At 58.2% G+C, this 26,131-nt stretch carries 33 protein-coding genes; 31 read left to right on the forward strand and 2 right to left on the reverse strand.

Features of this window, described 5'->3' with window-relative positions; genetic code table 11:
* Nucleotides 1-46: 46 nt before the first annotated feature.
* From ACR0J7_RS05350 to ACR0J7_RS05480, 27 genes are all read left to right on the forward strand, one after another.
* Nucleotides 47-898, forward strand: a complete 852-nt coding sequence (locus ACR0J7_RS05350; protein ID WP_480913511.1) for a hydroxymethylglutaryl-CoA lyase — start codon at nt 47-49, stop codon at nt 896-898.
* A gap of 1 nt (nt 899) precedes the next feature.
* The gene (locus ACR0J7_RS05355; protein WP_267362859.1) at nt 900-1,682 is read left to right on the forward strand and encodes a crotonase/enoyl-CoA hydratase family protein; all 783 of its coding nucleotides are present in this window, start codon (nt 900-902) and stop codon (nt 1,680-1,682) included.
* Nucleotides 1,683-1,875: 193 nt separating this feature from the next.
* On the forward strand, nt 1,876-2,241 hold the full coding sequence (locus ACR0J7_RS05360; RefSeq protein WP_209504455.1) for an NADH-quinone oxidoreductase subunit A: 366 nt from the start codon (nt 1,876-1,878) through the stop codon (nt 2,239-2,241).
* On the forward strand, nt 2,232-2,765 hold the full coding sequence (locus tag ACR0J7_RS05365; RefSeq protein ID WP_209504454.1) for a NuoB/complex I 20 kDa subunit family protein: 534 nt from the start codon (nt 2,232-2,234) through the stop codon (nt 2,763-2,765). The genes ACR0J7_RS05360 and ACR0J7_RS05365 overlap by 10 nt, the downstream gene beginning before the upstream one ends.
* Nucleotides 2,766-2,777: 12 nt before the next feature.
* Nucleotides 2,778-3,383 carry an NADH-quinone oxidoreductase subunit C gene (locus ACR0J7_RS05370; RefSeq protein ID WP_267362853.1) on the forward strand — a complete coding sequence of 202 codons (606 nt, stop codon included), beginning with the start codon at nt 2,778-2,780 and terminating at the stop codon, nt 3,381-3,383.
* Nucleotides 3,383-3,556: a hypothetical protein gene (locus ACR0J7_RS05375; protein ID WP_010442775.1), complete on the forward strand. Its 174-nt coding sequence runs from the start codon at nt 3,383-3,385 to the stop codon at nt 3,554-3,556. Before ACR0J7_RS05370 ends, ACR0J7_RS05375 begins: the two co-directional genes overlap by 1 nt.
* A 1-nt stretch (nt 3,557) precedes the next feature.
* Nucleotides 3,558-3,680, forward strand: coding sequence for a hypothetical protein (locus tag ACR0J7_RS05380; RefSeq protein WP_267362849.1), 123 nt, complete (start codon nt 3,558-3,560; stop codon nt 3,678-3,680).
* Nucleotides 3,680-4,903: an NADH-quinone oxidoreductase subunit D gene (locus tag ACR0J7_RS05385; protein WP_267362846.1), complete on the forward strand. Its 1,224-nt coding sequence runs from the start codon at nt 3,680-3,682 to the stop codon at nt 4,901-4,903. Before ACR0J7_RS05380 ends, ACR0J7_RS05385 begins: the two co-directional genes overlap by 1 nt.
* The gene (gene nuoE / locus ACR0J7_RS05390) at nt 4,903-6,003 is read left to right on the forward strand and encodes an NADH-quinone oxidoreductase subunit NuoE (RefSeq protein WP_480913513.1); all 1,101 of its coding nucleotides are present in this window, start codon (nt 4,903-4,905) and stop codon (nt 6,001-6,003) included. Before ACR0J7_RS05385 ends, nuoE begins: the two co-directional genes overlap by 1 nt.
* Before the next feature lie 30 nt (nt 6,004-6,033).
* Complete coding sequence (locus ACR0J7_RS05395) at nt 6,034-6,255, forward strand: DUF5337 domain-containing protein (RefSeq protein WP_209598087.1); 222 nt, start codon at nt 6,034-6,036, stop codon at nt 6,253-6,255.
* Nucleotides 6,256-6,267: 12 nt separating this feature from the next.
* Entirely contained in the window at nt 6,268-7,566 is a 1,299-nt protein-coding gene (gene nuoF, locus ACR0J7_RS05400; protein ID WP_209504919.1) for an NADH-quinone oxidoreductase subunit NuoF, read from the forward strand.
* 6 nt (nt 7,567-7,572) lie between these two features.
* A complete protein-coding gene (locus tag ACR0J7_RS05405; RefSeq protein ID WP_209597677.1) occupies nt 7,573-7,989 on the forward strand; it encodes an MAPEG family protein in 417 nt (138 codons plus the stop codon).
* A 37-nt stretch (nt 7,990-8,026) separates the two neighbouring features.
* Entirely contained in the window at nt 8,027-8,377 is a 351-nt protein-coding gene (locus ACR0J7_RS05410) for a hypothetical protein (protein ID WP_267362834.1), read from the forward strand.
* A gap of 98 nt (nt 8,378-8,475) precedes the next feature.
* Nucleotides 8,476-8,880 carry a DUF5333 domain-containing protein gene (locus tag ACR0J7_RS05415; RefSeq protein WP_480898981.1) on the forward strand — a complete coding sequence of 135 codons (405 nt, stop codon included), beginning with the start codon at nt 8,476-8,478 and terminating at the stop codon, nt 8,878-8,880.
* Between the two features lie 5 nt (nt 8,881-8,885).
* Nucleotides 8,886-10,907, forward strand: coding sequence for an NADH-quinone oxidoreductase subunit NuoG (gene nuoG, locus ACR0J7_RS05420; RefSeq protein ID WP_480898980.1), 2,022 nt, complete (start codon nt 8,886-8,888; stop codon nt 10,905-10,907).
* Between the two features lie 204 nt (nt 10,908-11,111).
* On the forward strand, nt 11,112-12,149 hold the full coding sequence (gene nuoH / locus ACR0J7_RS05425; RefSeq protein WP_117868407.1) for an NADH-quinone oxidoreductase subunit NuoH: 1,038 nt from the start codon (nt 11,112-11,114) through the stop codon (nt 12,147-12,149).
* Nucleotide 12,150: 1 nt separating this feature from the next.
* On the forward strand, nt 12,151-12,645 hold the full coding sequence (nuoI, locus tag ACR0J7_RS05430; protein WP_480481782.1) for an NADH-quinone oxidoreductase subunit NuoI: 495 nt from the start codon (nt 12,151-12,153) through the stop codon (nt 12,643-12,645).
* Nucleotides 12,642-13,052 carry a carboxymuconolactone decarboxylase family protein gene (locus ACR0J7_RS05435; protein WP_152458579.1) on the forward strand — a complete coding sequence of 137 codons (411 nt, stop codon included), beginning with the start codon at nt 12,642-12,644 and terminating at the stop codon, nt 13,050-13,052. Before nuoI ends, ACR0J7_RS05435 begins: the two co-directional genes overlap by 4 nt.
* Complete coding sequence (locus tag ACR0J7_RS05440) at nt 13,049-13,651, forward strand: NADH-quinone oxidoreductase subunit J (protein ID WP_480506312.1); 603 nt, start codon at nt 13,049-13,051, stop codon at nt 13,649-13,651. The genes ACR0J7_RS05435 and ACR0J7_RS05440 overlap by 4 nt, the downstream gene beginning before the upstream one ends.
* The gene (locus ACR0J7_RS05445) at nt 13,648-14,136 is read left to right on the forward strand and encodes a hypothetical protein (RefSeq protein WP_480683968.1); all 489 of its coding nucleotides are present in this window, start codon (nt 13,648-13,650) and stop codon (nt 14,134-14,136) included. Before ACR0J7_RS05440 ends, ACR0J7_RS05445 begins: the two co-directional genes overlap by 4 nt.
* Before the next feature lie 4 nt (nt 14,137-14,140).
* Complete coding sequence (gene nuoK / locus ACR0J7_RS05450) at nt 14,141-14,446, forward strand: NADH-quinone oxidoreductase subunit NuoK (protein ID WP_005984024.1); 306 nt, start codon at nt 14,141-14,143, stop codon at nt 14,444-14,446.
* Between the two features lie 6 nt (nt 14,447-14,452).
* A complete protein-coding gene (gene nuoL / locus ACR0J7_RS05455) occupies nt 14,453-16,606 on the forward strand; it encodes an NADH-quinone oxidoreductase subunit L (RefSeq protein ID WP_480913516.1) in 2,154 nt (717 codons plus the stop codon).
* Entirely contained in the window at nt 16,606-18,150 is a 1,545-nt protein-coding gene (locus ACR0J7_RS05460) for an NADH-quinone oxidoreductase subunit M (protein WP_480773243.1), read from the forward strand. The genes nuoL and ACR0J7_RS05460 overlap by 1 nt, the downstream gene beginning before the upstream one ends.
* 15 nt (nt 18,151-18,165) lie before the next feature.
* Entirely contained in the window at nt 18,166-19,608 is a 1,443-nt protein-coding gene (gene nuoN, locus ACR0J7_RS05465) for an NADH-quinone oxidoreductase subunit NuoN (RefSeq protein WP_480910083.1), read from the forward strand.
* Between the two features lie 54 nt (nt 19,609-19,662).
* The gene (locus ACR0J7_RS05470) at nt 19,663-20,412 is read left to right on the forward strand and encodes a biotin--[acetyl-CoA-carboxylase] ligase (RefSeq protein WP_480913518.1); all 750 of its coding nucleotides are present in this window, start codon (nt 19,663-19,665) and stop codon (nt 20,410-20,412) included.
* Nucleotides 20,413-20,423: 11 nt separating this feature from the next.
* A complete protein-coding gene (locus ACR0J7_RS05475) occupies nt 20,424-21,203 on the forward strand; it encodes a type III pantothenate kinase (RefSeq protein ID WP_209504438.1) in 780 nt (259 codons plus the stop codon).
* Entirely contained in the window at nt 21,200-22,867 is a 1,668-nt protein-coding gene (locus ACR0J7_RS05480; protein WP_480913519.1) for a ribonuclease J, read from the forward strand. Before ACR0J7_RS05475 ends, ACR0J7_RS05480 begins: the two co-directional genes overlap by 4 nt.
* A 10-nt stretch (nt 22,868-22,877) precedes the next feature.
* On the opposite strand, the gene ACR0J7_RS05485 is transcribed toward ACR0J7_RS05480, so the two are convergent.
* Nucleotides 22,878-23,579 (reverse strand): NUDIX hydrolase, encoded by a 702-nt coding sequence (locus ACR0J7_RS05485; protein WP_480476934.1) that lies wholly within the window; start codon nt 23,577-23,579, stop codon nt 22,878-22,880.
* Between the two features lie 25 nt (nt 23,580-23,604).
* Nucleotides 23,605-24,003 (reverse strand): DUF983 domain-containing protein, encoded by a 399-nt coding sequence (locus ACR0J7_RS05490; protein ID WP_267362795.1) that lies wholly within the window; start codon nt 24,001-24,003, stop codon nt 23,605-23,607.
* A 219-nt stretch (nt 24,004-24,222) separates the two neighbouring features.
* On the opposite strand from ACR0J7_RS05490, the gene ACR0J7_RS05495 reads away from it, so the two are divergent.
* The 4 genes from ACR0J7_RS05495 to ACR0J7_RS05510 are packed head-to-tail and all read left to right on the forward strand — an operon-like array spanning nt 24,223 to nt 26,130.
* Nucleotides 24,223-24,693, forward strand: coding sequence for an EF-hand domain-containing protein (locus ACR0J7_RS05495; RefSeq protein ID WP_480557472.1), 471 nt, complete (start codon nt 24,223-24,225; stop codon nt 24,691-24,693).
* 6 nt (nt 24,694-24,699) lie between these two features.
* Nucleotides 24,700-25,317 carry an RNA polymerase sigma factor gene (locus tag ACR0J7_RS05500; RefSeq protein WP_480869852.1) on the forward strand — a complete coding sequence of 206 codons (618 nt, stop codon included), beginning with the start codon at nt 24,700-24,702 and terminating at the stop codon, nt 25,315-25,317.
* Entirely contained in the window at nt 25,307-25,660 is a 354-nt protein-coding gene (locus tag ACR0J7_RS05505; protein ID WP_480913520.1) for a hypothetical protein, read from the forward strand. Before ACR0J7_RS05500 ends, ACR0J7_RS05505 begins: the two co-directional genes overlap by 11 nt.
* The gene (locus ACR0J7_RS05510) at nt 25,657-26,130 is read left to right on the forward strand and encodes a periplasmic heavy metal sensor (protein WP_267362788.1); all 474 of its coding nucleotides are present in this window, start codon (nt 25,657-25,659) and stop codon (nt 26,128-26,130) included. Before ACR0J7_RS05505 ends, ACR0J7_RS05510 begins: the two co-directional genes overlap by 4 nt.
* The last annotated feature ends 1 nt before the right edge of the window (nt 26,131 follow it).

The raw sequence follows: 26,131 nt of genomic DNA on the forward strand, positions 1-26,131 counted from the left end.
GCGCGATCCGTATTTGGAATGAGAACAAGCCATAAGGGGTTCTGACATGGGTGATCTGGTCGAAATCTACGAAGTTGGACCGCGCGACGGGCTGCAAAACGAAACACGTGAGATACCGGTTGCCGACAAGGTGGCGCTGATCAATTGCCTCAGCCGCGCCGGATTTCGACGGATCGAAGTTGCAAGCTTTGTCTCTCCTAAATGGGTTCCTCAAATGGCGGGGTCGGCGCAAGTTCTGGCCGGTATTACCCGCGCGGACGGAGTGCGGTACGCGGCGTTGACGCCGAATATGCGCGGATACGAGGATGCGCTGGCCGCCAAAGCGGAGGAGATTGCCATTTTTGCGTCTGCTTCCGAGTGGTTTTCCAAGGCAAACATCAATGCCTCGATCGCCGAGTCAATCGAACGGTTCACGCCGATTCTCGAAGCGGCGCGCCATATCGACCTTCCGGTTCGCGGCTATGTCTCTTGCGTGACGGATTGCCCTTATGACGGCCCGACCCCGCCCGAGAAAGTGGCCGAAGTTGCCGACCGGCTGTTTGCGTTGGGCTGTTACGAGGTGTCATTGGGGGACACGATCGGGCAAGGCACGCCAGACAAGATCGCTCATATGCTTCTGGCGGTGCGGGAAAGGGTTCCTGTGACGCGGCTTGCCGGGCATTTTCATGACACCAATGGGCGTGCAATCGACAATATCGATGCGGCACTTTCGCTGGGGGTGCGCGTGTTCGATGCGGCCGTGGGTGGGCTTGGCGGTTGCCCGTATGCTCCGGGGGCCGCGGGCAATGTCGCGACTGAAACCGTTGCAGCGCATTTGCACCGGTTGGGCTACCAAACCGGTCTGGATATCGATGTGGTCGAAGAGGCCGCGCAGATGGCCAAGGCGTTGAGAGGCTAACATGTTCGAAACAATCTCGATTTCAGCAGACGAACGCGGTGTTGCCACGTTAACTCTGGACCGGGCGGAAAAGCACAACGCGCTGTCGGGTCAAATGATCACCGAGCTGACACAGGCCGCGTCGCAACTGGGTCAGGATGGCTCTGTCAGGGTGGTCGTTCTGGCCGCTGCGGGAAAGACGTTTTGCGCCGGTGGTGATCTGGGGTGGATGCAGGACCAGATGGCGGCCGACAAGGCGACGCGATTTGTCGAGGCGCGCAAGCTGGCCGAGATGTTGCAGGCGTTGAACACAATGCCCAAACCCCTGATCGGGGCACTACAAGGCAACGCCTTTGGCGGAGGCGTTGGGATGGCCGCCGTGTGCGATGTTGCCATCGGTGTAGATAGTCTGAAGATGGGACTGACCGAGACCCGGCTGGGGCTGATTCCGGCGACAATCGGCCCTTATGTTATCGCTCGTATGGGTGAGGCGCGGGCACGGCGTGTGTTCATGTCGGCCCGGTTGTTCGATGCGCCCGAAGCGGTTGATCTGGGATTGCTGGCAAAGGCTGTGCCCTCCGAGCAGCTTGCGGCCGCGATAGAAGAGGAAGTTCGGCCCTATCTTTCGTGCGCGCCGGGGGCGGTTGCATCTGCCAAGGCGCTGGTTCGAACTCTGGGACCTCGTATTGATGATGCCACAATCGACCAGACCATCAACGAACTGGTCGAACGCTGGGAAACGGAAGAGGCGCGTGAAGGGATCGCGGCGTTCTTCGAAAAACGTAAACCTGCATGGAATAAGTAAGTTTACCGAGTTTCCGCAAGCCAATGCAAAACGCACGAAATGCGATTCTATGCCGCGCTGTCAAGCGTATGTTTGATGGTGAACGGGGCTGTGTTCGGTTGACCCTCTGACCCGGCGGGGATAGAGAATGTCCAGTCAACACGCCAATTGACGGCGCACCCGACAAGATGCGTGCGCAAGAAAGGAGCTATTCGTGGAAGACCTGCTGCGGGAGTACCTCCCGATTCTGGTGTTTCTGGCCGTTGCCGTAGGCCTTGGAATCGTCCTGATTCTTGCCGCCGTTGTACTGGCTGTCCGCAATCCCGACCCCGAAAAGGTCAGCGCATATGAATGTGGCTTCAACGCCTTCGACGATGCGCGAATGAAATTTGACGTCCGATTCTATCTGGTCTCGATTCTCTTCATCATCTTCGATCTTGAGATCGCATTCCTGTTTCCCTGGGCCGTCGGGTTCCGCGATATCAGCGATGTCGGCTTCTGGTCGATGATGGTGTTTCTGGCCGTGCTGACCATCGGCTTTGCCTATGAGTGGAAGAAAGGGGCCCTGGAATGGGAGTGATGACCGGTGCAAACACCGCTGGCGTCGACAAGGAAGTCGCCACCCAGGCCCTGAATGCCGAGTTGCAGGACAAAGGTTTTCTGCTGACCTCGAGCGAGGATATCATCAACTGGGCTCGTACCGGTTCGCTGCACTGGATGACTTTTGGTCTGGCCTGCTGCGCGGTTGAAATGATGCACACCTCGATGCCGCGCTATGATGCGGAACGTTTCGGCATCGCCCCGCGCGCCTCTCCGCGCCAATCTGACGTGATGATCGTGGCCGGCACGCTGACCAACAAGATGGCCCCTGCGTTGCGCAAGGTTTACGACCAGATGCCCGAGCCGCGCTATGTGATCTCGATGGGGTCCTGCGCGAATGGCGGTGGTTACTACCACTATTCCTATTCTGTCGTGCGTGGCTGTGACCGGGTAGTTCCGGTGGATATCTATGTGCCCGGCTGCCCTCCGACCGCCGAGGCGCTGCTTTACGGTCTGCTACAGCTACAACGCAAAATCCGCCGCACCGGCACAATTGTACGCTGAGGGGAAGGGTAGATGAGCGAAGCACTCAAAGAACTCGGCACCCAGCTTGAACTGAAACGAGCCGATTGTGTTCTGTCCTGGGATGTGACCCATGGTGAGCTGAACGTCGATGTGGCGCCGTCGAACCTCGTGGAATTCGTAGAATTCCTGCGGTCGGACCAAAATTGCAAGTTCTCGACACTGGTGGATATCACCGGCGTCGATTACCCCGAACGCGCCAAGCGGTTCGACGTGGTGTATCACTTCCTGTCGATGTACCAGAACCAGCGCATCCGTCTGCGGGTTTCGATCCGCGAAGATGACATGGTGCCTTCGATAGTCGATATCCACCCCTCGGCCAACTGGTTCGAGCGTGAGGTGTTCGACATGTTCGGCATCCTGTTCTCGGGCCATCCAGACTTGCGGCGCATCCTGACGGATTATGGCTTCCGTGGCCATCCGCTGCGCAAAGATTTCCCGACCACGGGCTACACCGAGGTGCGTTATGACGAGGCGCAGAAACGCGTCGTCTACGAGCCGGTCAGTCTGGTGCAGGAGTACCGTCAGTTTGATTTCATGTCCCCATGGGAAGGTGCGAATTACATTCTGCCAGGGGATGAGAAACAGGAGACCGAATAATGGGTGGCATCTGGTGGCTGATCCTGTCTGCGCTGACCATCATTCCGATGGTGAAGATTTTGCCGTTCTTCGGGATCAACAAATACTGGTGCCTGCTGTGTCTGGTTCCCTTTGGCACGATCGCATTGCTGTGGTGGGTCGGGCTGAAACTGCAAGAGTTGGAGCGCCGCTGAGATGATAGGTGAGTTGATCATTCTGGGCGCGTTTGGGGTTCTACTGGCCGGGTCTGCGGTCAAGGCGGTCGAGGCCGAAAAGGTCCGGGTTCGGGCCGAAGCAAAGAAGAAACGAGGGCGTTGATGGACGGCTCAAGATATGATGACGGCAGCACGGACGCGCTGAGCGGCGAGCAGAAGATCCGCAACTTCAACATCAACTTCGGCCCGCAACACCCCGCGGCGCACGGAGTTTTGCGTCTGGTGCTCGAGTTGGACGGCGAGATTGTCGAACGTTGCGACCCGCATATCGGCCTGCTGCATCGTGGCACCGAAAAGCTGATGGAAAGCCGGACGTATCTGCAAAACCTGCCGTATTTCGACCGTCTGGACTATGTGGCACCGATGAACCAGGAACATGCCTGGTGTCTGGCCATCGAAAAGCTGACCGGGGTCGAGGTGCCGCGCCGGGGCTCGCTGATCCGGGTGCTGTATTCCGAAATCGGACGCATCCTGAATCACCTGTTGAACGTGACCACGCAGGCGATGGATGTGGGCGCTCTGACCCCGCCGCTGTGGGGTTTTGAAGAACGCGAAAAGCTGATGGTGTTTTATGAGCGTGCCTGTGGCGCCCGCCTGCACGCCGCTTATTTCCGCCCCGGTGGTGTCCATCAGGACCTGCCGCCCGAACTGCTGGACGATATCGAGGCCTGGAGTCACGAATTCCCAAGCGTTCTTGATGACATTGACGGGCTGCTGACCGAAAACCGCATCTTCAAGCAGCGCAACGCCGATATCGGCGTGGTGTCCGAGGATGACATCCAGAAATACGGCTTCTCGGGCGTGATGGTGCGTGGATCGGGTCTGGCCTGGGACCTGCGTCGCGCGCAGCCCTACGAGTGCTATGATGAGTTTGAATTCCAGATTCCCGTCGGCAAGAACGGCGATTGCTATGACCGCTACCTTGTCCGCATGGAAGAGATGCGCCAGTCGCTGCTGATCATTCGTCAGGCCATCGCCAAAATCCGCGAGTGTCCCGGTGACGTTCTGGCGCGCGGCAAGATCACTCCACCGAAACGCTCGGACATGAAGACCTCGATGGAGAGCCTGATCCATCACTTCAAGCTGTATACCGAAGGCTTCCACGTGCCTGCCGGTGAGGTCTATGCTGCCGTCGAAGCCCCCAAGGGCGAGTTCGGCGTCTATCTGGTCGCCGACGGCACCAACAAACCCTACCGCGCCAAACTGCGCGCACCGGGCTTCCTGCACCTGCAAGCCATGGACCACGTTGCCAAAGGCCACCAACTGGCCGACGTCGCCGCTATCATCGGCACCATGGACGTCGTATTTGGAGAGATTGACCGCTAATGCTCCGCCGTCTTCATCCCGAACAACCCGAAAGCTTTGCCTTCACCGCTGCCAACCAGCAATGGGCCGAAGCGCAGATCACCAAATACCCCGAAGGCCGTCAGGCCAGCGCGGTCATTCCGCTTCTGTGGCGCGCACAGGAACAAGAGGGATGGCTGAGCCGTCCGGCGATTGAATCCGTCGCCGACATGCTGGGTATGGCCTATATCCGTGTGCTTGAGGTTGCTTCGTTTTACTTCATGTTCCAACTGCAACCCGTTGGGTCGGCTGCGCATATTCAGGTTTGTGGTACGACCTCCTGCATGATCTGCGGAGCAGAGGACCTGATTGCGGTCTGTAAGGAAAAGATCTCGGCGAAACCGCACGAACTGTCGGCTGATGGCAAGCTGAGTTGGGAAGAGGTCGAATGCCTTGGCTCCTGCACCAATGCGCCGATGGCGCAGATCGGCAAGGATTACTACGAAGACCTGACCGCCGAGAGCTTTGGCAAGATCCTCGATGATCTGGTGGCGGGGAAAGTTCCGACGCCGGGCCCACAAAACGGACGTTATGCGGCTGAACCGCTCAGAGGGCTGACCAGTCTGACCGATCATGAGGCTGGAAAGGCCCGGTATAACGCCAGCGTCGAACTGGCCACCGGTATTGGCGATACGGTCAAACGCATCGACGGGACCGAGGTTCCGATCCTGACCCCTTGGTTGGGCAAGGATGGCAAAGCGGCTGCGACCAAAGCGGCACCGAAGCCGCCCAAAGCGCCAGCCCCGGCGAAACCTGCTGCGAAACAGGCCGCTGAGGCGAAGGCAGCGAAAGAGGACCAGCCCGAAACACTGGCAGGCGCGCGCGACGGCAAGGCAGATAACCTGAAACTGTTGAAAGGCGTAGGCCCCAAGCTGGAGCAGACGCTGAACGAGCTGGGCTTCTTCCACTATGATCAGATCGCTGCCTGGACACCGGAACAGGTCGCCTGGGTCGATGCACGGTTGAAGTTCAAGGGCCGGATCGAGCGCGATGGCTGGATTGAACAGGCAGCCATGCTTGCGGCGGGTGAGGAAACCGAATTTGCCAAACGTGCCAAGGAAGATGGCACCTACAAAGACTAAACGGGTGCCCTATCCGGGCATCGGGGGATGATGGACAAGGACAAGGATCAGGCTATAGCCCGAAAGGGCCGACATATCGGCATCGTCATTGCGGTGACGATGGTGATCTGGCTTGCCATGAACCTGTTCATTGGCCCTGCGCTGGGTTTAACGGCCCGGCACGCGCTGCTGTTTGATTTTGCCGCTCTGGCGGCATTCATTTATGCTGGTGTGAACATTTTTCAACTCTGGCGCATGCGTCAGGACAGCTGAAGGTAACGAATGATGCTGAAGGATCAGGACCGGATCTTTACCAACATCTACGGGATGCACGAACGCACGCTGAAAGGCGCGCAAGCCCGCGGGCATTGGGACGGCACAGCTGGCCTGATTGAAAAGGGCCGGGACTGGATCATTCAGACGATGAAGGATTCCGGGCTGCGCGGACGTGGCGGTGCGGGCTTCCCAACTGGCCTGAAATGGTCGTTCATGCCAAAGGAAAGCGACGGTCGCCCTTCCTATCTGGTTGTGAATGCCGATGAATCCGAGCCCGGCACCTGCAAAGACCGTGAGATCATGCGCCATGATCCCCACACGTTGATTGAAGGGTGTCTGATCGCCTCTTTCGCGATGAACGCACATACCTGCTATATCTACCTGCGCGGCGAATACATCCGCGAGCGTGAGGCATTGCAGGCTGCGATTGATGAGGCCTATGACGCGGGGCTTCTTGGCAAAAATGCCGCTGGTTCGGGCTGGGATTTCGATCTTTTCCTTCATCACGGGGCAGGGGCCTATATTTGTGGCGAGGAAACCGCCCTGATTGAAAGCCTTGAGGGCAAAAAGGGCATGCCGCGGATGAAGCCTCCGTTCCCGGCGGGTGCGGGGCTGTACGGATGTCCGACCACTGTGAACAACGTGGAATCCATCGCGGTGGTGCCGACCATTCTGCGTCGGGGTGCGGACTGGTTCGCTGGATTTGGTCGCCAGAACAACGCCGGTACCAAGCTGTTTGCGATCTCGGGCCACGTGAACAACCCATGTGTCGTCGAAGAGGCGATGTCGATCCCGTTCGAACAGCTGATCGAAACCCATTGCGGCGGCATTCGCGGCGGGTGGGATAATCTTCTGGCGGTTATCCCTGGTGGATCCTCGGTTCCTTGCGTGCGCGGTGAAAACATGCGCGACGCGATCATGGATTTCGATTACCTGCGCAACGACCTGGGGTCGGGTCTGGGTACGGCAGCGGTGATTGTGATGGACAAATCCACCGACATCATCAAGGCGATCTGGCGCCTGTCGAAGTTTTACAAGCATGAAAGCTGTGGCCAGTGTACGCCGTGTCGCGAAGGCACCGGCTGGATGATGCGTGTGATGGATCGTCTGGTGCGCGGCGAGGCTGAACTGGAAGAGATCGACATGTTGTTTGACGTGACCAAACAGGTCGAAGGACACACGATCTGCGCCTTGGGCGATGCGGCCGCCTGGCCGATCCAAGGCCTGATCCGCAATTTCCGGGAAGAGATCGAAGACCGCATCAAGGCTCAGAAATCGGGCCGTATGGGTGCGATGGCAGCGGAGTGAACGAAGATGGAAGTGTTTGCTGAATATAGCCACGCGATTGCGTCGGTTGTGCTATTCACGCTGGTTGTATTGTTTCTGGCGCCGTTTTCGGCACTGGCCAAACAAGCCAAAGGGCTGGCACCCGGTGCGACACCCGAGCAGGACTATGCCGACAAGGCGTATCGTCTGAACCGGGCCTATCTGAATGGAACGGAAACACTTCCTGCGTTTGTGACTGTCATAACAGCGGCGATTTTGCTGGGCGTCAGCCCGTTCTGGGTAAACCTGCTGGCCTCAGTGGCGTTGGTTGCGCGCTTGGCGATGCTGGTTGTGCACCTGAAAGGGATTGGCAAGCCAAGCAGCGGTCCGCGGACAATTCTGTATGTGATCGGCTGGGCGTGCATGGTCGTGATCGGGCTTATGGCATTGGTGGCGGCGTTTTGATGGCGACGCAGCGGAACAGAAAACAAAGAGGGAAAGTATGAAGGCCCCCAAAGCCCTTATTGTTGTGTTGGCGCTGGCTGGTGTTTCTGCATGCGGTCTGGTGAAGCCGTCGGCAGACCGGCTTTTGTTCGACGGCAAGTCGTTCAGGGCCAAGGCGAAGGTGGTCAACAAGAAAACCTCGCCCGCGGACTTTACGGTTGTCGTCAAAGGCGTCTCTGCTTCACTCGATGGTGCGCGCGAGGCCGGACGTCATGAAGGTACCAAATTCTGCATCCAGAACTTCGGATCGTCTCGGATTGCTTGGAAGGTGGGTCCGGATACTGACCCGCAGAACCTCAGCGTCAGCAATGATCAACTGACATTTGCAGGAACCTGCCAGCGGCCATGACCGGTGTTTTTCCATATCTTCGGTGGGCGGGCAGGGTGTTATTGCCTAGCAGCCGCAAACCGCTTCGTCTTGGACAGTCCAAGACGAAAGGAAAACCCATGTCTGTTGTAAAACTAGTTGCCCTCGCATCGCTGATGGCCTTGCCGACGGTGACAGAAGCAAAGCCGCCCTTGAGGGATGTCAAAGAGATCGACAACGAACTCTACTACATCGCCATTGCAAATGAGATTTCCGAGTTCTGCCCGTCGATCAGCGGGCGGCGATTGAAAGCGATCAGTGTGATGTGGGGACTGCGGTCCAAAGCGAATAATCTGGGGTACTCGGACACGGAAATCCGCTCCTATGTCGAGTCGGATGCTGAAAAGGGTCGGATGCGGGCCAAGGGCGAGGCTTATCTGGCGAAAAACGGCGTGTCCTACGACAACCCCAAAACGTTCTGCTCTCTGGGGCAGAAGGAAATCCAAAGAAACAGCGCCATTGGCGTTTATTTGAGAGCGAATTGAGAGCCATGTCTGACCTCCGCAAGATCAATATCGACGGGCAGGAAATCGAAGTCGATGGTGCGATGACCCTGATACAGGCTTGTGAACAAGCCGGGGTCGAGGTACCGCGTTTCTGCTATCACGAGCGTCTGTCGATTGCGGGAAACTGCCGGATGTGTCTGGTTGAGGTAGTGGGCGGTCCGCCGAAACCGGCTGCCTCCTGCGCGATGCAGGTGCGCGATTTGCGCCCGGGGCCGGAAGGGCAGCCACCGGTAGTCAAGACGAACTCTCCCATGGTCAAGAAGGCCCGCGAGGGTGTGATGGAGTTCCTGCTGATCAACCATCCACTGGATTGCCCGATCTGCGATCAGGGCGGCGAATGCGATCTTCAGGACCAGGCGATGGCTTATGGCCTGTCCGGTTCGCGGTTCAAGGAAGCCAAACGCGCGGTTGATGATCTGGATCTGGGACCGCTTGTGGGCACCGCAATGACCCGCTGCATCAGTTGCACCCGCTGCGTGCGCTTCACCACCGAAGTCGCCGGGATCACTCAGATGGGTCAGACAGGGCGCGGTGAGGATGCCGAGATTACCTCGTATCTGAACCAGACGCTGGATTCGAACCTGCAAGGCAACATTATCGACCTGTGCCCGGTTGGGGCACTGACCTCGAAACCTTATGCGTTTACCGCGCGCCCGTGGGAATTGACCAAGACCGAAAGCATCGACGTCATGGACGCGCTGGGATCGAACATTCGTGTCGATACCAAAGGGCGCGAGGTGATGCGATTCCTTCCTCGCAATCATGACGGAGTGAACGAGGAGTGGATCAGCGACAAAACCCGCTTTGTCTGGGACGGGTTGCGGCGTCAGCGTCTGGACAAGCCTTACATCCGTGAAAACGGCAAGCTGCGCCCGGCCTCATGGTCCGAAGCACTGACCAAGGCCGCAGAGGCGCTGAAAAGCGCTGAGAAGCCAGCCGGTATCGTCGGTGATCTGGCACCGGTCGAGGCTGCGTTCGCATTGAAACAGATGATCGAAGGACAGGGCGGTGTTGTCGAATGCCGCACCGATGGAGCCAAGCTTCCGGTCGGGAACCGTGGCGCATATGCCGGGACCGCCGCGATTGAAGACATCGATACGGCCGAGCGTATTCTTCTGATTGGCACCAACCCGCGCGATGAAGCACCGGTTTTGAACGCGCGTATCCGCAAGGCGTGGGCGCACGGGGCCGAAGTCGCTTTGGTAGGTCCAGCGGTCGATCTGACTTATGCGTACCATCATGTGGGCGATGACCGCGCGGCGCTGCAAAAGGTTGTCGACATGGGGGGCGACGATGAAATCAGGGGCAAACGCTCGCTGGTCATCATCGGGCAGGGAGCGCTGCAGGAGGCGGATGGAGCCGCTGTTCTGGCTGCCGCGCAAACAATTGCCGCAAATACGGAAAACGGCCTGATCATTCTGCACACTGCGGCGTCGCGCGTGGGCGCGATGGATGTGGACGCCACAAACGCAGGCGGCATGGAAGCGATCAATGCTGCGGATGTGATCTATAACCTTGGTGCGGATGAGGTCGAAATCGGCGAAGGCGCGTTTGTGATCTACCAGGGCAGCCACGGAGATCGGGGCGCACACCGCGCAGATGTGATCCTGCCGGGTGCGGCCTATACTGAGGAAAACGGTCTGTTCGTGAATACGGAAGGCCGTCCGCAACTGGCGATGCGCGCCGGGTTTGCGCCGGGTGAGGCCAAGGAAAACTGGGCCATCCTTCGTGCGCTGTCGGCTGAACTGGGGGCGACGCTCCCCTATGACTCGCTGGCGCAGTTGCGCACAGCCTTGATCGAGGCGGTCCCCCATCTGGCCCGCATCGACGAGGTGATCGAGAACGAGGTTCAAGCGCTTGAGGCCGGATCTTTGGGCCAAGCGACCTTCCGCAACGCGATCAAGGATTTCTATCTGACCAACCCGATCGCACGGGCCTCGCAACTGATGGCCGAGTTGTCGGCGCAGGCGCAGGTCCGCAAAGCCGAGAAGATTGCGGCGGAATGAACCATAGCAGTTTCATATCGCAAGCCAGTGCTGCGGTTGGGTCGCACCTGACTGCGCCGGAAATGTGCGGGAAACGAAAGAAAAAGGGTGGCGCTATGGCGGCAGATGCTGTTTACACCAACGCGCCGACCCAGCCGCAGTTTGCGCAGGCATCTGGCCTTTGCATCGCGCGCGAAAAACGGAATACCCACGGTGTGAGGACCAATGGCTGAATTCTTTAACACCCCCGGCGGAATAGCCATCATCATTCTGGCGCAAGTGCTTGCTGTTGTTGCCTTTGTGATGATCTCGCTGTTGTTCCTTGTTTATGGCGACCGCAAAATCTGGGCCGCTGTCCAGATGCGCCGCGGCCCTAACGTGGTCGGCGTCTACGGTCTGCTGCAATCGGTGGCGGATGCGTTGAAATACGTCGTCAAAGAGGTCGTTATCCCCGCAGGAGCCGACCGCACGGTTTTCATACTCGCGCCGCTCACCTCTTTCGTGCTGGCGATGATCGCCTGGGCGGTGATCCCATTCAACGATGGCTGGGTCCTGTCGGATATCAACGTCGCAATCCTCTATGTCTTCGCCGTATCCTCGCTTGAGGTTTATGGCGTGATCATGGGCGGTTGGGCGTCGAACTCAAAGTACCCGTTCCTCGGCTCGTTGCGCTCTGCCGCGCAGATGATTTCATACGAGGTCTCCATCGGCCTGATCATCATCGGTGTGATCATCTCGACCGGGTCGATGAACTTTGGTGACATTGTGCGGGCGCAGGATGGGTCGTTCGGGTTCTTCAGCTGGTACTGGCTGCCGCACTTCCCGATGGTCTTTCTGTTCTTCATCTCGGCGCTGGCTGAGACAAACCGGCCACCGTTTGACTTGCCCGAAGCGGAATCGGAACTTGTGGCGGGTTATCAGGTCGAATACTCGGCCACGCCCTTCCTGCTGTTCATGGCGGGTGAATACATTGCAATTTTCCTGATGTGCGCGCTGACCTCGCTGCTGTTCTTCGGCGGCTGGCTGTCGCCGATCCCGGGCCTGCCCGATGGTGTTTTGTGGATGGTCGCCAAGATGGCGTTCTTCTTCTTCATCTTCGCGATGGTCAAGGCCATCACGCCCCGCTACCGCTATGACCAGCTGATGCGGCTGGGCTGGAAAGTGTTCCTGCCATTCTCGCTGGTCTGGGTGGTGTTCGTGGCCTTTGCGGCGAAATTCGACTGGTTCTGGGGCGCATTTGCCCGTTGGAGCGTAGGAGGCTGATATGGCAAACATCAATTACACCCGCGCTGCCAAATACTTCCTACTGCAGGATTTCTGGGTCGGAATGAAACTGGGTCTGAAGTATTTCTTCGCTCCCAAAGCCACCGTGAACTACCCGCACGAAAAGGGCCCTCTGTCCCCGCGTTTCCGCGGTGAACACGCACTTCGCCGCTATCCGAATGGCGAAGAGCGCTGCATCGCCTGTAAACTGTGCGAGGCGGTCTGCCCGGCGCAGGCCATCACCATCGACGCCGAACCGCGAGAAGACGGCAGCCGCCGCACCACGCGCTATGACATCGACATGACCAAGTGCATCTATTGCGGCTTCTGCCAAGAGGCCTGCCCGGTTGATGCCATCGTCGAAGGCCCGAACTTTGAGTTCGCCACGGAAACCCGGGAAGAGCTGTTCTACGACAAGGAAAAACTCCTGTCGAATGGCGAACGCTGGGAAGCCGAGATCGCGCGCAATCTGGAACTGGACGCACCGTACCGATGACTGACAGCCCGACAAATCCGTTCGAGCTGATGATGAAGCAGGCTCAGGACATGGCCAAGGCGATGAACCCGGCGATGGAAAGCTTCTCGCCCAAAGGGTTCGAGGCGCTGTGGCCGACCATGCCGAAAGAGGTCATGGAGATGATGTTCGGCAACACCGTCAACAAGGACGGGCTGGATGCCAAAACACGCCTGCTGCTGACGCTGGCCGGGCTGACCTGTCAGGGCGCTCAGGCGGATTCGGCCGTGCGCCAGACCGTACGTCATGCGCTGGAAGCGGGCGCAAAGAAACAAGAGATCGTGGAAACGATCGGTCAGATGTCGGTTTTTGCCGGCATCCCGGCCATGACCCGCGCGCTGGATCTGGCGCAAGAGGTCATGGGCGACAACGAGGATGAGGATCAATGACCGTCTTTGCCTTCTACCTGTTTGCCATCAGCGCCATCACCGGCGGGCTGTTCACGGTGATCAGCCGCCAGCCGGTGCACTCGGTCCTGTGGCTGATCCTGGCGTTTCTGTCCTCGGCAGGGCTGTTCGTGCTGCTGGGGGCCGAGTTCGTGGCGATGCTGCTGGTCATCGTCTATGTCGGCGCGGTCGCGGTTCTGTTCCTCTTCGTGGTGATGATGCTGGACGTGGATTTTGCCGAGCTCAAGGCCGAAATGGCGCGCTATATGCCGCTGGCCCTGCTGATTGGTCTGATCATCCTGATGCAGTTTGTCATGGCCTTCGGGGCATGGGACAGCGCGCAGGGCGCGGCGGCCAATCTGGCGCAACCCGTTCCAGCGGACCGCCACAACACCGAGGCGCTCGGCGTCATTCTTTATGATCAATATTTCCTTCTGTTCCAACTGGCGGGCCTGATCCTGCTGGTGGCCATGATCGGAGCCATCGTTCTGACGCTGCGCCACCGCAAGGACATCAAGCGTCAGGACATCATCGGCCAGATGATGCGCGACCCGGCCAAGGCGATGGAATTGAAGGACGTGAAACCGGGGCAGGGGTTGTGAGGTTCAAAGCCGTGATACCTGGGCTAAGTTTCGCTTTTTTCCCCGCGACTGTTTTCGCAGCGGGTATCGAAGCTTGCGAAGCTCTTCCGATTATGTCGCATCACGTGTTCGAGACGAACCACAGAATCGTTGGCAACGGCGTTGTCTCTTACTCTGAGATTGGCTCTATCTGCACCGACGAATTGGGATGCACACATACTGAGTTTGTTTTGTTTGCGGCTTGTGAAAGCGGTCAAACGATGCGCGTCGTAGCGAAACTTGAACGGGACTTCGACGGTACTCATTTGGATCGCGTCGATGAAGCAAATGAAGTTGTCCAAGTACTAGCATCTGCTGAAACAAGTTATTCGTGGACTTCGGCAACAAAAGCCTTTGAGCGAAAGGCATTCCAGATCGACGACTACATTGAATCGAAAGAAAACTGCGCCTGTGCAATGGCGTTTCCCGAGCTTCGCAACGGGAAAGAGAAATTCGAGGGACTCTAAGACGATGATCGGACTTGAACACTATCTTACGGTCGCGGCGACGCTGTTCGTCATCGGCATCTTCGGTCTCTTCCTGAACCGCAAGAACGTCATCATCCTGCTGATGAGCATCGAACTGATGCTGCTGGCGGTGAATATCAACCTCGTGGCGTTCTCCAGTTTCCTCGGCGATCTGGTCGGGCAGGTCTTCACGCTGTTCGTGCTGACCGTTGCAGCGGCCGAAGCGGCGATTGGTCTGGCCATTCTGGTCTGTTTCTTCCGCAACCGTGGCACCATCGCGGTTGAAGACGTCAATATGATGAAGGGGTAAGGGAACATGGAAACCACCATCCTCTTTGCCCCGTTGGTGGGCGCGCTGCTCTGCGGGTTCGGCTGGAAGTTCATTGGCGAGAAAGCCGCCATGTGGACGGCCACGGGCCTACTGTTTCTGGCCTGTCTGCTGTCTTGGCTCGTATTCTTCACCTTCGACGGCCACACGCAGCAGATCGAGATCATGCGCTGGATCGAAAGCGGCTCGCTTTCGACAAGCTGGGCCATCCGTCTGGACCGACTGACGGCAATCATGCTGATCGTGGTGACGACCGTCTCGGCGCTCGTGCACCTGTACAGCTTCGGCTACATGGACCACGATCCGCAATGGCGCGAAGGCGAAAGCTATAAGCCGCGCTTCTTTGCCTATCTGTCCTTCTTCACTTTCGCCATGCTGATGCTGGTGACTGCGGACAATCTGGTGCAGATGTTCTTTGGCTGGGAAGGCGTGGGTGTCGCGTCATACCTGCTGATCGGGTTCTATTATCGCAAGCCTTCGGCCAATGCGGCGGCAATCAAGGCTTTCGTGGTCAACCGGGTTGGCGATTTTGGGTTTGCTCTGGGCATCTTCGCGCTGTTCTTCCTGACCGACAGTATCAACTTCTCGGACATCTTCGCCTCTGCCCCTGCCTTGGCCGAAGAAAAGCTGCATTTCCTGTGGGGGGAATGGACCGCGATCGAAGTGATCTGCGTTCTGCTCTTCATCGGCGCGATGGGTAAATCGGCGCAGTTGATCCTGCACACATGGTTGCCGGACGCGATGGAGGGCCCGACGCCTGTGTCAGCGCTGATCCACGCTGCGACCATGGTGACCGCAGGTGTCTTTTTGGTCTGCCGCATGTCCCCGCTGATGGAGTTCGCACCGGGCTCAACAGGGTTCATCACTGTTCTTGGGGCCTCGACTGCGTTCTTCGCTGCTACTGTTGGTCTGGTTCAGACCGATATCAAACGTGTCATCGCGTATTCGACCTGTTCGCAGCTGGGCTACATGTTTGTGGCGGCGGGCGTCGGCATGTATTCGGCGGCGATGTTCCACCTGTTCACGCATGCCTTCTTCAAGGCGCTGTTGTTCCTTGGGGCCGGTTCGGTGATCCACGCGATGCATCACGAGCAGGAGATGACCGAGTATGGCGGTCTGCGCAAAAAGATTCCCTATACCTTCTGGGCGATGATGATCGGTACCCTGGCGATTACCGGTGTTGGCATCCCGCTGACCACCTTTGGGTTTGCCGGTTTCCTGTCAAAGGACGCAATTATCGAAAGCGCCTATGCGGGCGGATCAAGCTATGGCTTCTGGTTGCTGGTTGTCGCTGCGGCGTTCACCTCGTTCTACAGCTGGCGTCTGATCTTCCTGACCTTCTATGGAGAGCCGCGTGGGGACAAGCATACGCATGATCACGCACATGAAAGCCCGATGGTCATGCTGGTGCCGCTGGGAGTTTTGTCGCTGGGTGCGGTATTCGCGGGCATGATCTGGTACGGAAACTTCTTTGGCCATGCCGACAAGGTCGGCAAATTCTACGGTATTCCGGTTGCAGAAGCTTCAGAGCATGCCGAGGCCGGTGATCACGCGGCAGCGGATGCGTCGCACGGCCAAGACAGCCATGCCGATGAAAGCCATGCGGCTGACAGCCATGCTGACGAGGCCGCGAGTGGTGAGAATGCCGCAGTGGGCGGGGACCACCATTATATGTTTGCGGGTGAGCCGGGTGAAGGTGCGCTTTACATGGCGCCGGACAACCACATTCTGGACGATGCGCATGCGGCTCCGAAATGGGTCAAGGTTTCGCCATTTGTTGCGATGGTGCTTGGCTTTATCGTGGCCTATTGGTTCTACATCGTGAACACGTCGCTACCCGCGCGTCTGGCCGCAAATCAGCGCCCGCTGTACCTGTTCCTGCTGAACAAATGGTATTTCGACGAAATCTACGACGCGATCTTTGTCAAACCCACTGTCGCCCTTGGCCGGTTCCTGTGGAAACGCGGTGACGGCAATACAATCGACGGCTTCCTGAATGGGGTTGCAATGGGCGTTGTTCCCTTCTTCACCCGCCTCGCAGGCAAGGCGCAGACCGGGTACATCTTTACTTACGCCTTCTGGATGGTATTGGGCATTGCGGCCCTTGTCACCTGGATGTCGATCGGCGGAGGCGCACACTAATGGACAATATCCTATCTATTGTCACCTTTATCCCCGCCATCGCAGCAGGCATTCTGGCGCTGTTCCTGCACGGGAGCGACGTCGCAGCGCAGCGCAACGCCAAGTGGATTGCATTGCTGGCGACAACTGTGACGTTTCTGGTGTCTATTGGCATCTACACAGGCTTTGATCCTTCGAACACCGGCTTCCAGATGGTGGAAGAGGGCGCATGGCTGATGGGTCTGAGATACAAGATGGGTGTGGATGGCATCAGCGTTCTGTTCGTGTTGCTGACCACCTTCATCATGCCGCTGACTATTCTGGCCAGCTGGAATGTGACAGACCGCGTCAAGGAATACATGATTGCCTTCTTGCTGCTGGAAACGCTGATGCTGGGCGTGTTCATGGCGCTGGACCTGGTGCTGTTCTACCTGTTCTTTGAGGCGGGTCTGATCCCGATGTTCCTGATCATCGGGATCTGGGGCGGCAAGGACCGTATCTATGCCAGCTTCAAGTTCTTCCTTTACACCTTCCTCGGCTCGGTGCTGATGCTGGTAGCCATGGTTGCAATGTATGCTGACGCAGGCACTACGGATATTGAAGCGCTGATGGCCCATCAGTTCGCATCCGAGAGTTTCAGCGTGTTGGGCATCTATATCACCGGCGGTATGCAGACGCTGATGTTCCTGGCCTTCTTCGCATCTTTTGCGGTGAAAATGCCGATGTGGCCGGTGCACACCTGGTTGCCCGATGCGCACGTTCAAGCGCCGACGGCGGGCTCGGTCGTGCTGGCGGCGATCCTGTTGAAGATGGGCGGCTACGGCTTCCTGCGGTTCAGCCTGCCGATGTTCCCGGTTGGCACGGCGGTGATGACTGATCTTGTGCTTTGGATGTCAGCCATAGCGGTTGTCTACACCTCGCTGGTGGCACTGGTGCAGGAGGACATGAAAAAGCTGATCGCGTATTCCTCGGTGGCGCATATGGGCTTTGTCACGATGGGCATCTTTGCTGCGAACCAGCAAGGCATTGACGGCGCAATTTTCCAGATGCTGAGCCACGGGTTCATCTCTGCTGCGCTCTTCCTCTGTGTCGGCGTGATCTATGACCGGATGCACACCCGCGATATCGAGGCTTATGGCGGTCTGGTCATTCGGATGCCCGCCTATGCGCTGGTCTTCATGCTGTTCACCATGGCCAATGTCGGACTGCCGGGCACCAGCGGGTTTATTGGTGAGTTCCTGACACTCATGGGTACATTCCAGGTTAACACCTGGGTGACCGCCGTTGCGGCGACCGGTGTGATCTTCTCGGCAGCCTACGCGTTGTGGCTCTACCGCCGCGTTGTCTTTGGGGACCTGATCAAGGAAAGCCTGAAGGCGATGACCGACATGAGCTCTCGCGAGCGGCTGATTTTTGCCCCGCTGATCGTGATGACGATCCTGTTGGGGGTCTACCCGTCGCTGGTGACCGATGTGATCGGGCAATCGACGACGGCACTCATTTCGAACTATGACACGGCTCTGGCCGCGGCTGAGGCTGCGACCCAGACTGCCGCTTCGCATTAAGGGAGCTTTGGAGACATGATCCAGGCTGATCTGACAATTATCCTGCCGGAAATCGTTCTGGCGATCTATGCGATGGTGGCTCTGTTGGGGGCAGTCTACACGTCGAAAGACGGGCTGGCTTCGGTTCTGGTCTGGACCACGGCGGGCCTGATGGCGTTCCTGGCGATCTGGATCGCCACCCAGGGCAGTGGCACCAACGTGGCCTTCAACGGCATGTTCGTAGATGACGGGTTCGCGCGTTTTGCCAAAGTTGCCATCCTTTTGTCGGCAGGTGCCGTTCTGGTGATGAGCCAGGAATACATGGCACGCCGGGGTCTGCTGCGCTTTGAATATCCGCTGCTGGTGGCGCTTGCTGCCGTTGGTATGATGATGATGGTCAGCGCGGGCGATCTGATGTCTCTTTACATGGGGCTCGAGCTGCAATCCCTTGCGCTGTATGTTGTTGCCGCGCTGCGTCGTGACAGTGCGAAATCAACCGAAGCAGGGCTGAAATACTTTGTTCTGGGCGCTCTCAGTTCAGGTCTGCTGCTGTATGGTGCGTCGCTGGTCTATGGGTTCACCGGCACGACACTGTTCTCGGGCATTATTCAGACGGTCCATCATGGGGACGTCTCGGTTGGTCTGTTGTTTGGTCTGATCTTCCTGATCTCGGGTCTGGCATTCAAGGTCTCGGCGGTTCCGTTCCATATGTGGACACCGGATGTCTATGAAGGGTCGCCGACGCCAATTACGGCCTTCTTTGCCACCGCGCCGAAAGTCGCGGCAATGGCCTTGTTTGCACGTCTTCTGCATGACGCTTTCGGAGGCGTGGTCAAAGACTGGCAGCAAGTGATTGTTCTGCTGTCGGTGCTGTCAATGCTGCTGGGGGCGGTTGCCGCAATTGGTCAGCGCGACATCAAGCGACTGATGGCGTTCTCGTCGATTGCCCATATGGGCTATGCGCTGATCGGTTTGGCGGCTGGCACCGAGTTGGGTATTCAGGCGATGCTGATGTATCTGGCGATTTACGTGACCATGAACATTGGCACGTTTGCGTTTATCCTGATGATGGAACGCGACGGCAAACCCGTCACTGACATTGATGCGCTGCGCCAGTATTCCAAACGTGATCCGGGCAAGGCCCTTGCTGTTCTGATCCTGATGTTCTCGCTTGCCGGTGTCCCACCGATGCTGGGTTTCTTTGCGAAGTTTGGTGTTTGGCGGGCTGGTGTAAGTGCCGATTTGACAGGCCTTGTTGTGGTCTCAGCCATCGCATCGGTAATTGGCGCCTTCTATTACCTGCGGATCGTGTTCTACATGTATTTCGGGGCCGAGAACGAGGACCCGATCGAAACGCGGTCGACACCCGTTCTATGGGTCGCCCTGATGGGGTCCGCGGCGCTGATGCTGATCGGGGTCTTCTATCAGTTCGGGATCGAGGGCGCGGCCGCTGCCGCGGCGGCGACTCTTGTCAACTGAACGTTTTGCACAATCTGAGAGAGGGGCTCGGTCGCGTGACCGGGCCTTTTTGATATGACCAAGTGGCCACAAGGCTATGGCCTGCACGAGGTGCAGGAAGTCGATAGCACACTCAACGAAGCGGCGCGGATTGCCCCCAATGCCCGTGGTCCTGTCTGGATCATGGCGCATCATCAGACGGCTGCGCGTGGGCGACGCGGACGGCCATGGGCCAACCCCATGGGCAACCTTGCCGCGACACTTTTGATGCGCCCCGAAGGTGCACCAGAACAGGCGGCACTGCGCAGTTTTGTTGCGGCATTAGCCCTGTTTGACGCTTGTGTCTCTGTGACGGGGCGTGCCGCGGGGTTGTCGTTGAAATGGCCCAATGACGTACTACTGAACGGAGGTAAGCTTGCTGGTATTTTGCTGGAAAGCGCCGGTCAGGGGCGCGGTGTAGCGCATCTGTCGATCGGTATTGGCGTGAATTTGGCCAACGCCCCAGACGCCGACGTGGTAGAACCGGGCGCGATCCGTCCCGTCTCGCTGTTGTCGGAAACCGGTGCAAACGTCACGCCCGAGGATTTTCTGACCGAGCTTGCCTCGGCCTATGCCAAATATGAAACTCAGTTTGTTACCTACGGGTTCGAACCCATTCGCACTGCGTGGCTGTCCCGTGCTGCCCGGCTGGGCGAGGTTATCACGGCCCGTACCGGCACGTCTGAGACGGTTGGGACCTTCGAAACGGTGGACGCAGCCGGTAACCTTGTCTTAAACACCGCCAAAGGTCGCGTGAGCATTCCTGCGGCGGATGTCTATTTCTGAAAGGGGCACAGATGCTTCTGGCCATTGATTGCGGCAATACCAACACAGTCTTCTCGATCTGGGATGGTCAGGAATTTCTGTGCACCCTGCGCACCTCGACCCATCACGCACGCACGGCGGACGCCTATTTCACCTGGTATTCGACGCTGGTGAAACATTACGGGATCGAGGCGAATATCTCGGATGTCATCATTGCCTCGACCGTGCCGCGCGTCGTGTTCAACCTGCGCATCTTTGCTGATCGCTTTTTTGGGTGCAGGCCGCTGGTGGTGGGAAGGCCGGATTGCCTGCTGCCCGTGCCGCCGCGTGTGGATCAAGGAACTGTGCCGGGCCCGGATCGACTGGCCAACGCAGTTGGCGCATTTGACCGTCATGGCGGCAATGTCGTCGTGGTGGACTTTGGTACCGCAACAAATTTCGACGTTGTCGCCGCGGACGGTGCCTATGTGGGGGGCGTCATCGCTCCGGGTGTGAACCTCAGCCTTGAGGCTTTGCATCAGGGCGCAGCCGCACTGCCGCATATCGACATCACGCGTCCCGAGAAGGTGATCGGTACAAATACGGTTGGTTGTATCCAGTCGGGCGTGTATTGGGGATATTCCGGCCTGATCGAAGGGCTGATCGCGCGGATCAAGGCCGAATATGGAATGCCGATGAAAGTCGTGGGAACCGGAGGGTTGGCCCCCTTGTTCGATCAGGCCGACGTGGGGTTCGACGTAATCGAAGATGATTTGACGATGCACGGCTTGACCGTGATTCATCGCTACAACAAGGAAAATGGCTCGATATGAGCAGTGAAAGATTGATCTACCTGCCGCTGGGTGGCGCGGGCGAAATTGGCATGAATGCCTATGTGTACGGATATGGTCAGCCCGGGCAGGAACGCCTGATCCTGGTGGATCTGGGCGTCACCTTTCCCGATATGGACACAACTCCGGGCGTCGACCTGATCTATGCGGATATTTCATGGTTGAAAGAACGGGCCGACCGGCTGGATGGCGTTTTCATCACCCATGCGCATGAAGATCATGTCGGCGCGGTGGCTCATTGCTATGAGGCTCTGGGAGCTCCGATCTATGCCCGGGCTTTCACGGCCAATATCGCGCGTCGCAAGATGGAAGAATACGCGCACCCGACCGATGCGGTGACAACCGTGTCCGCTTGGCCTGAAACGGTTTCAGTCGGACCGTTTACCGTCGGTTTCCTTCCGGTTTCACACTCGATCCCGGAAAGTGCTGCGTTGGTCATCGACACGCCCGCAGGACGCGTGGTGCACTCGGGTGATTTCAAGCTGGATGCAAACCCGGTCGTGGGCGAACCCTTCGATCCCGACCTGTGGGCCGAGATTGCCAAGCCGGGTGTCAAGGCGTTGGTTTGCGACAGCACGAATGTTTTCTCGGCGCATCCGGGCCGTTCGGAATCCGAGGTCGGGCCAGAGATTACAAAGCTAGTCGAAAGCGCCGAGGGCATGGTTGTGGCTACCACCTTTGCGTCGAACGTGGCACGGGTCAAAACATTGGCCGAGGCGGGCGCACGCGCGGGGCGTTCAGTTGTGTTGCTGGGGCGCGCAATGCGGCGGATGATCGAGGCCGCGACCGAAACGGGTATCCTGTCGGACTTCCCCAAGGTGATCAGCGCAGAAGAGGCGTTGGACCTGCCGCGCCAGAACCTGATGCTGATCGTGACCGGCAGCCAGGGCGAACGCCGTGCGGCAAGTGCGCAACTGGCCCGTGGCAAGTACCGAGGTCTGGAACTGTCCGAAGGCGATCTGTTCCTGTTTTCGTCGAAAACCATTCCCGGAAATGAACGTGGCGTGATTTTCATCATGAACCAGCTCAGTGAAAAGGGCGTGGATGTGGTGGATGACAGCTCGGGCCTCTATCATGTCTCTGGCCATGCGAACCGGCCCGATCTTGAGAAGGTGCACGCGCTGATCGATCCGCAAGTTGTGATCCCAATGCATGGAGAGCACCGGCACCTGCGCGAACATGTCAAACTGGCTGAGCAGGGTGGCAGAACGGGTGTGCTGGCCGTGAACGGCACCATGCTGGATCTCAGCGGCAATGCACCCGTGGTGATCGACTATGTCGAAACCGGGCGTACCTATCTGGACGGTACAGTGAAAATCGGTGCGATGGACGGTGTGGTACGGGACCGTATTCGCATGGCGCTGAACGGCCACGTAACTGTGACAGTCGTTCTGGACGAAGAAGACGAGCCGCTGGGCGAACCGTGGTGCGATACGATGGGTCTGCCCGAGGTTGGAACGTCCCGGGCCGGATTGGTCGAGGTGTTGGAAGAAGACCTGAACCAGTTCCTGATGCGGGCGGCAGCCAAGACCCTACGGGATGACGACAAGCTGGAAGACGAAATGCGCCGGATTGTGCGTCAGACGGCAAAAACGGAAATCGGCAAAAAACCCGAAGTGACGGTGGTTGTCAGCCGGATGCGGTGAAACTGATCGGTCAGTCGTGCTCGGGCATCGGATAGCCTCTGAGCCGCAGGAACAGATTGGCTTCTTCGTTGTTCTGATAGAACGGAACCGATACTGGCGGCTCGGGTGAGGTCACCCGGGCCGCGACCTCGGCCAGAACAACCTCGGTGATAAACGGCAGATCCAGGTCGCGCGCCCGATCCAGTTCCACCCATTGCAGATGCGACAGCTCGTCCGAGGCATGGCTGAAATCATCCAGATCGCCCTGCAGCGCATCGGCATCGACCAGAAAAAACCGCGCATCGAACCGGCGGGGGCGACCGGGCGGTGTGACTGCGCGAAAAACAAATTGTAGCGCAGCTGCCGACGGCACGTAACCCATGGCGGAAAAGCTCTGCCAGTCGTCGGGAATGCTGCCCGGCCAGTGTCCTGTCTGGCCAAGGACAAGTCCTGTCTCTTCCCAAAGCTCGCGAATTGCTGCGGCGGCAAGGGCGTGTTGTTTTCCGGATTCCGCCTGTTCCGCCAACCTCTCAGAACACAGGTCAGGCAGTGCGGTCGCAAGCGGTACATCCGCATCCGCCGGATCGACCGCTCCACCGGGGAACACGAATTTGTTGGGCATGAACACAGCCTTGGACCCACGTTGACCCATCAGGATCGACGGATTGGTCCACCTGTTCCGCAAAACGATGACGGTTGCGGCGTCGCGGATGGCGGTCTTGTCGGTCATCATGCCCAGAACAATCGCTTCTTCCGGCTCATGAATCGTTGCCAAAACCGTGCATACGACGCGCCCACTGATAGGCGACCACAGCGCCTTTCAAACGGGGGAGCAAAAACAGCGACAGTGCAACGCAAGCAATGGAAAACCCGATGGCCATCACCCATGGGTCCGGGCGCCAGTTCACATACGAGACGTGCAGGGCCGGGGCCAACAAATGCCCGACCAGCAGGATCGTCAGATAGGCGGGCCCATCATCGGCGCGATGATGAAACAGTTCCTGTCCACAGTTCGAGCAGGTGTCATTCACTTTTAGGTAGCTGTGCAACAGCTTGCCTTCGCCGCAACTAGGGCACTTGCACCGAAACCCTTTGACCAAAGCGGGCCAGGTTTCACGCTCGCTCTGGGTTGTGGTGTCGATCGTCTGATCCGTCATAATATAACTCGCGCAGTAATCTTTGGCGGATAATGCGCCTGAACGGGTGGTTTTTAAAGGGGGGTGCGTCGCTTTGCAACGCACCTAAGGTGAACCACGTCGTGAAATACCGAGATGGTTCAAAAAAAGTTGCCGGCATTGCGACGGAATTCCCTGCCTCGCGCGTTTGAATGGATATGAGCAGCGGCACTCAGGCCGCGTCAACAAGGGAAAACCGAAATGAAAAACGCAAAGTTCATCACGGCGATTGTCCTGTCGGGTGTTGCAATCACCGGCACGTCTGTTCTGGCGGCTGGCCCGGGTGGTCGTGAGCCAGTGTCCTTTCAGGAATTGGATGCCAATGGCGACGGTCAAGTGACTCAGCAGGAAATGGAAGCACATCGCACCGAGCGTTTCTCGGCCGCGGATACTGATGGGGACGGCCAGCTCAGCCTTGAGGAGATGCAGGCCGCCGCTCAGAAAAAAGCAAACGACCGCGTCACCAAAATGTTCGAAAACAACGATGCGAACAAAGACGGGTTCCTAAGCCAGGACGAGTTGCCGAAACCGCGCCGGGGTGACAAGATGTTTGACCGGATGGATACAGATAACAGTGGTGGAATATCGGAACAGGAATTTGCCGATGCCAATGACCGGATGGGACGGCACCATAAGAAAAAGCACCACAAGTCGGGTGCAATCGACAACTGATGCAGGGTGGAGGACCTGACCTCCCACCTACACGATGTTCGCGGTGCGGGTTGCACCGCGAGCTCTCTCAGCGACGATGTGTTGCTGAGCCAATTTGCTGAGGGTGACGCACAGGCTGCGCGGATCTTAACAGATCGCCTTGGGCCGCTTTGTTATTCCGTCGCGTTGCGTATGTTGGGCAATCGGGCCGAGGCAGAAGACGTAACGCAGGAGGCGATGATGCGGATGTGGCAGATGGCGCCGGAATGGGTGCCGGGTCAGGCCAAAGTGTCGACATGGCTGTATCGCGTGACGTTGAACCTGTGTGTGGACATTCGGCGCAGGAAGTCCCCCGGCAGGTTGTCGGATATTCCTGAGCCAGAAGATGGCAAAGCCAGCGTAGCCGACCGACTGCAGAATGAGGCCCGCGTGGATGCGTTGCAGCTTGCCCTGTCTCAGCTGCCCGAAAGGCAGAGGCAGGCAGTGATTCTGCGCCACATCGAAGAGTTGCCCAACCCTGAAATTGCCGGGATCATGGGAATTTCAGTAGAAGCGGTCGAAAGCTTGACCGCGCGGGGCAAACGAAGTCTGACCGCGATACTGGCCGGGCGACGTGAAGAACTGGGGTATGACGATGACGGATGAAAACCTGGAACTGGATCATTTGTTTGCGCAGGCTCGGCAAAACCGACCGGCGCTGCCCGACGATCTGGCCGTGCGCATTCAGACAGATGCTGAAAAACTCCGCCTCAGTCGCCTAAGGCCTGAACCGCGTCCTCAATCTTCGATCTGGCATCGAATGATGGACAACGTAGGTGGCTGGCAGGGGTTGGGCGGCTTGATCGCCGCCAGTGCGGCGGGGCTCTGGATCGGCGTTTCCGCGCCGGGGTTCCTGCCTGATCCCGCCAATCTGCTGGCATCGCAGGAGACGATCCTTTTTGTGGCGGACCTTGGATATGACACGAGTTTTCTGGAGAGCACTGAATGAATGCTGCCCCTAAACCGAAACGCCGGTGGATGACGGTTTTGCTGGTTTCGTCATTGGCACTGAACCTGTTGGTTGTCGGTGTTGCAGTTGGAACCGTGCTGCGCCTGAAGGATGGAGATCACACCGAGGCACCGCCGGGATTCGGTCCTGCGCTGTATCGCGCTTTGCCGAAAGATGACCGCAAAGCGATGCGAGGTGAACTGTCTGCGCTGCGCGAAAAAGACTTAAGGGGGCGCAGACAGGACTTTCAAGCCCTGAGCCTGGCGCTGCGCAGGGTGCCCTTCGATCCGGTCGCCGTTGAAGTGTTGTTGCAGCAACAGTCGCAGGCGACGGCAGAACTGCAACTAGCATTGCAGACACAATGGCTGGCTCGCGTCACCGCGATGAGTGACGCAGAGCGGCAGTCTTATGCGGACAGGTTGCAAAAGATCGTCGAACGCGGGCCGCATGGGCACAAGAAAAAGGATTGAC

The sequence above is a fragment of the Ruegeria sp. O4 genome (assembly GCF_056535125.1).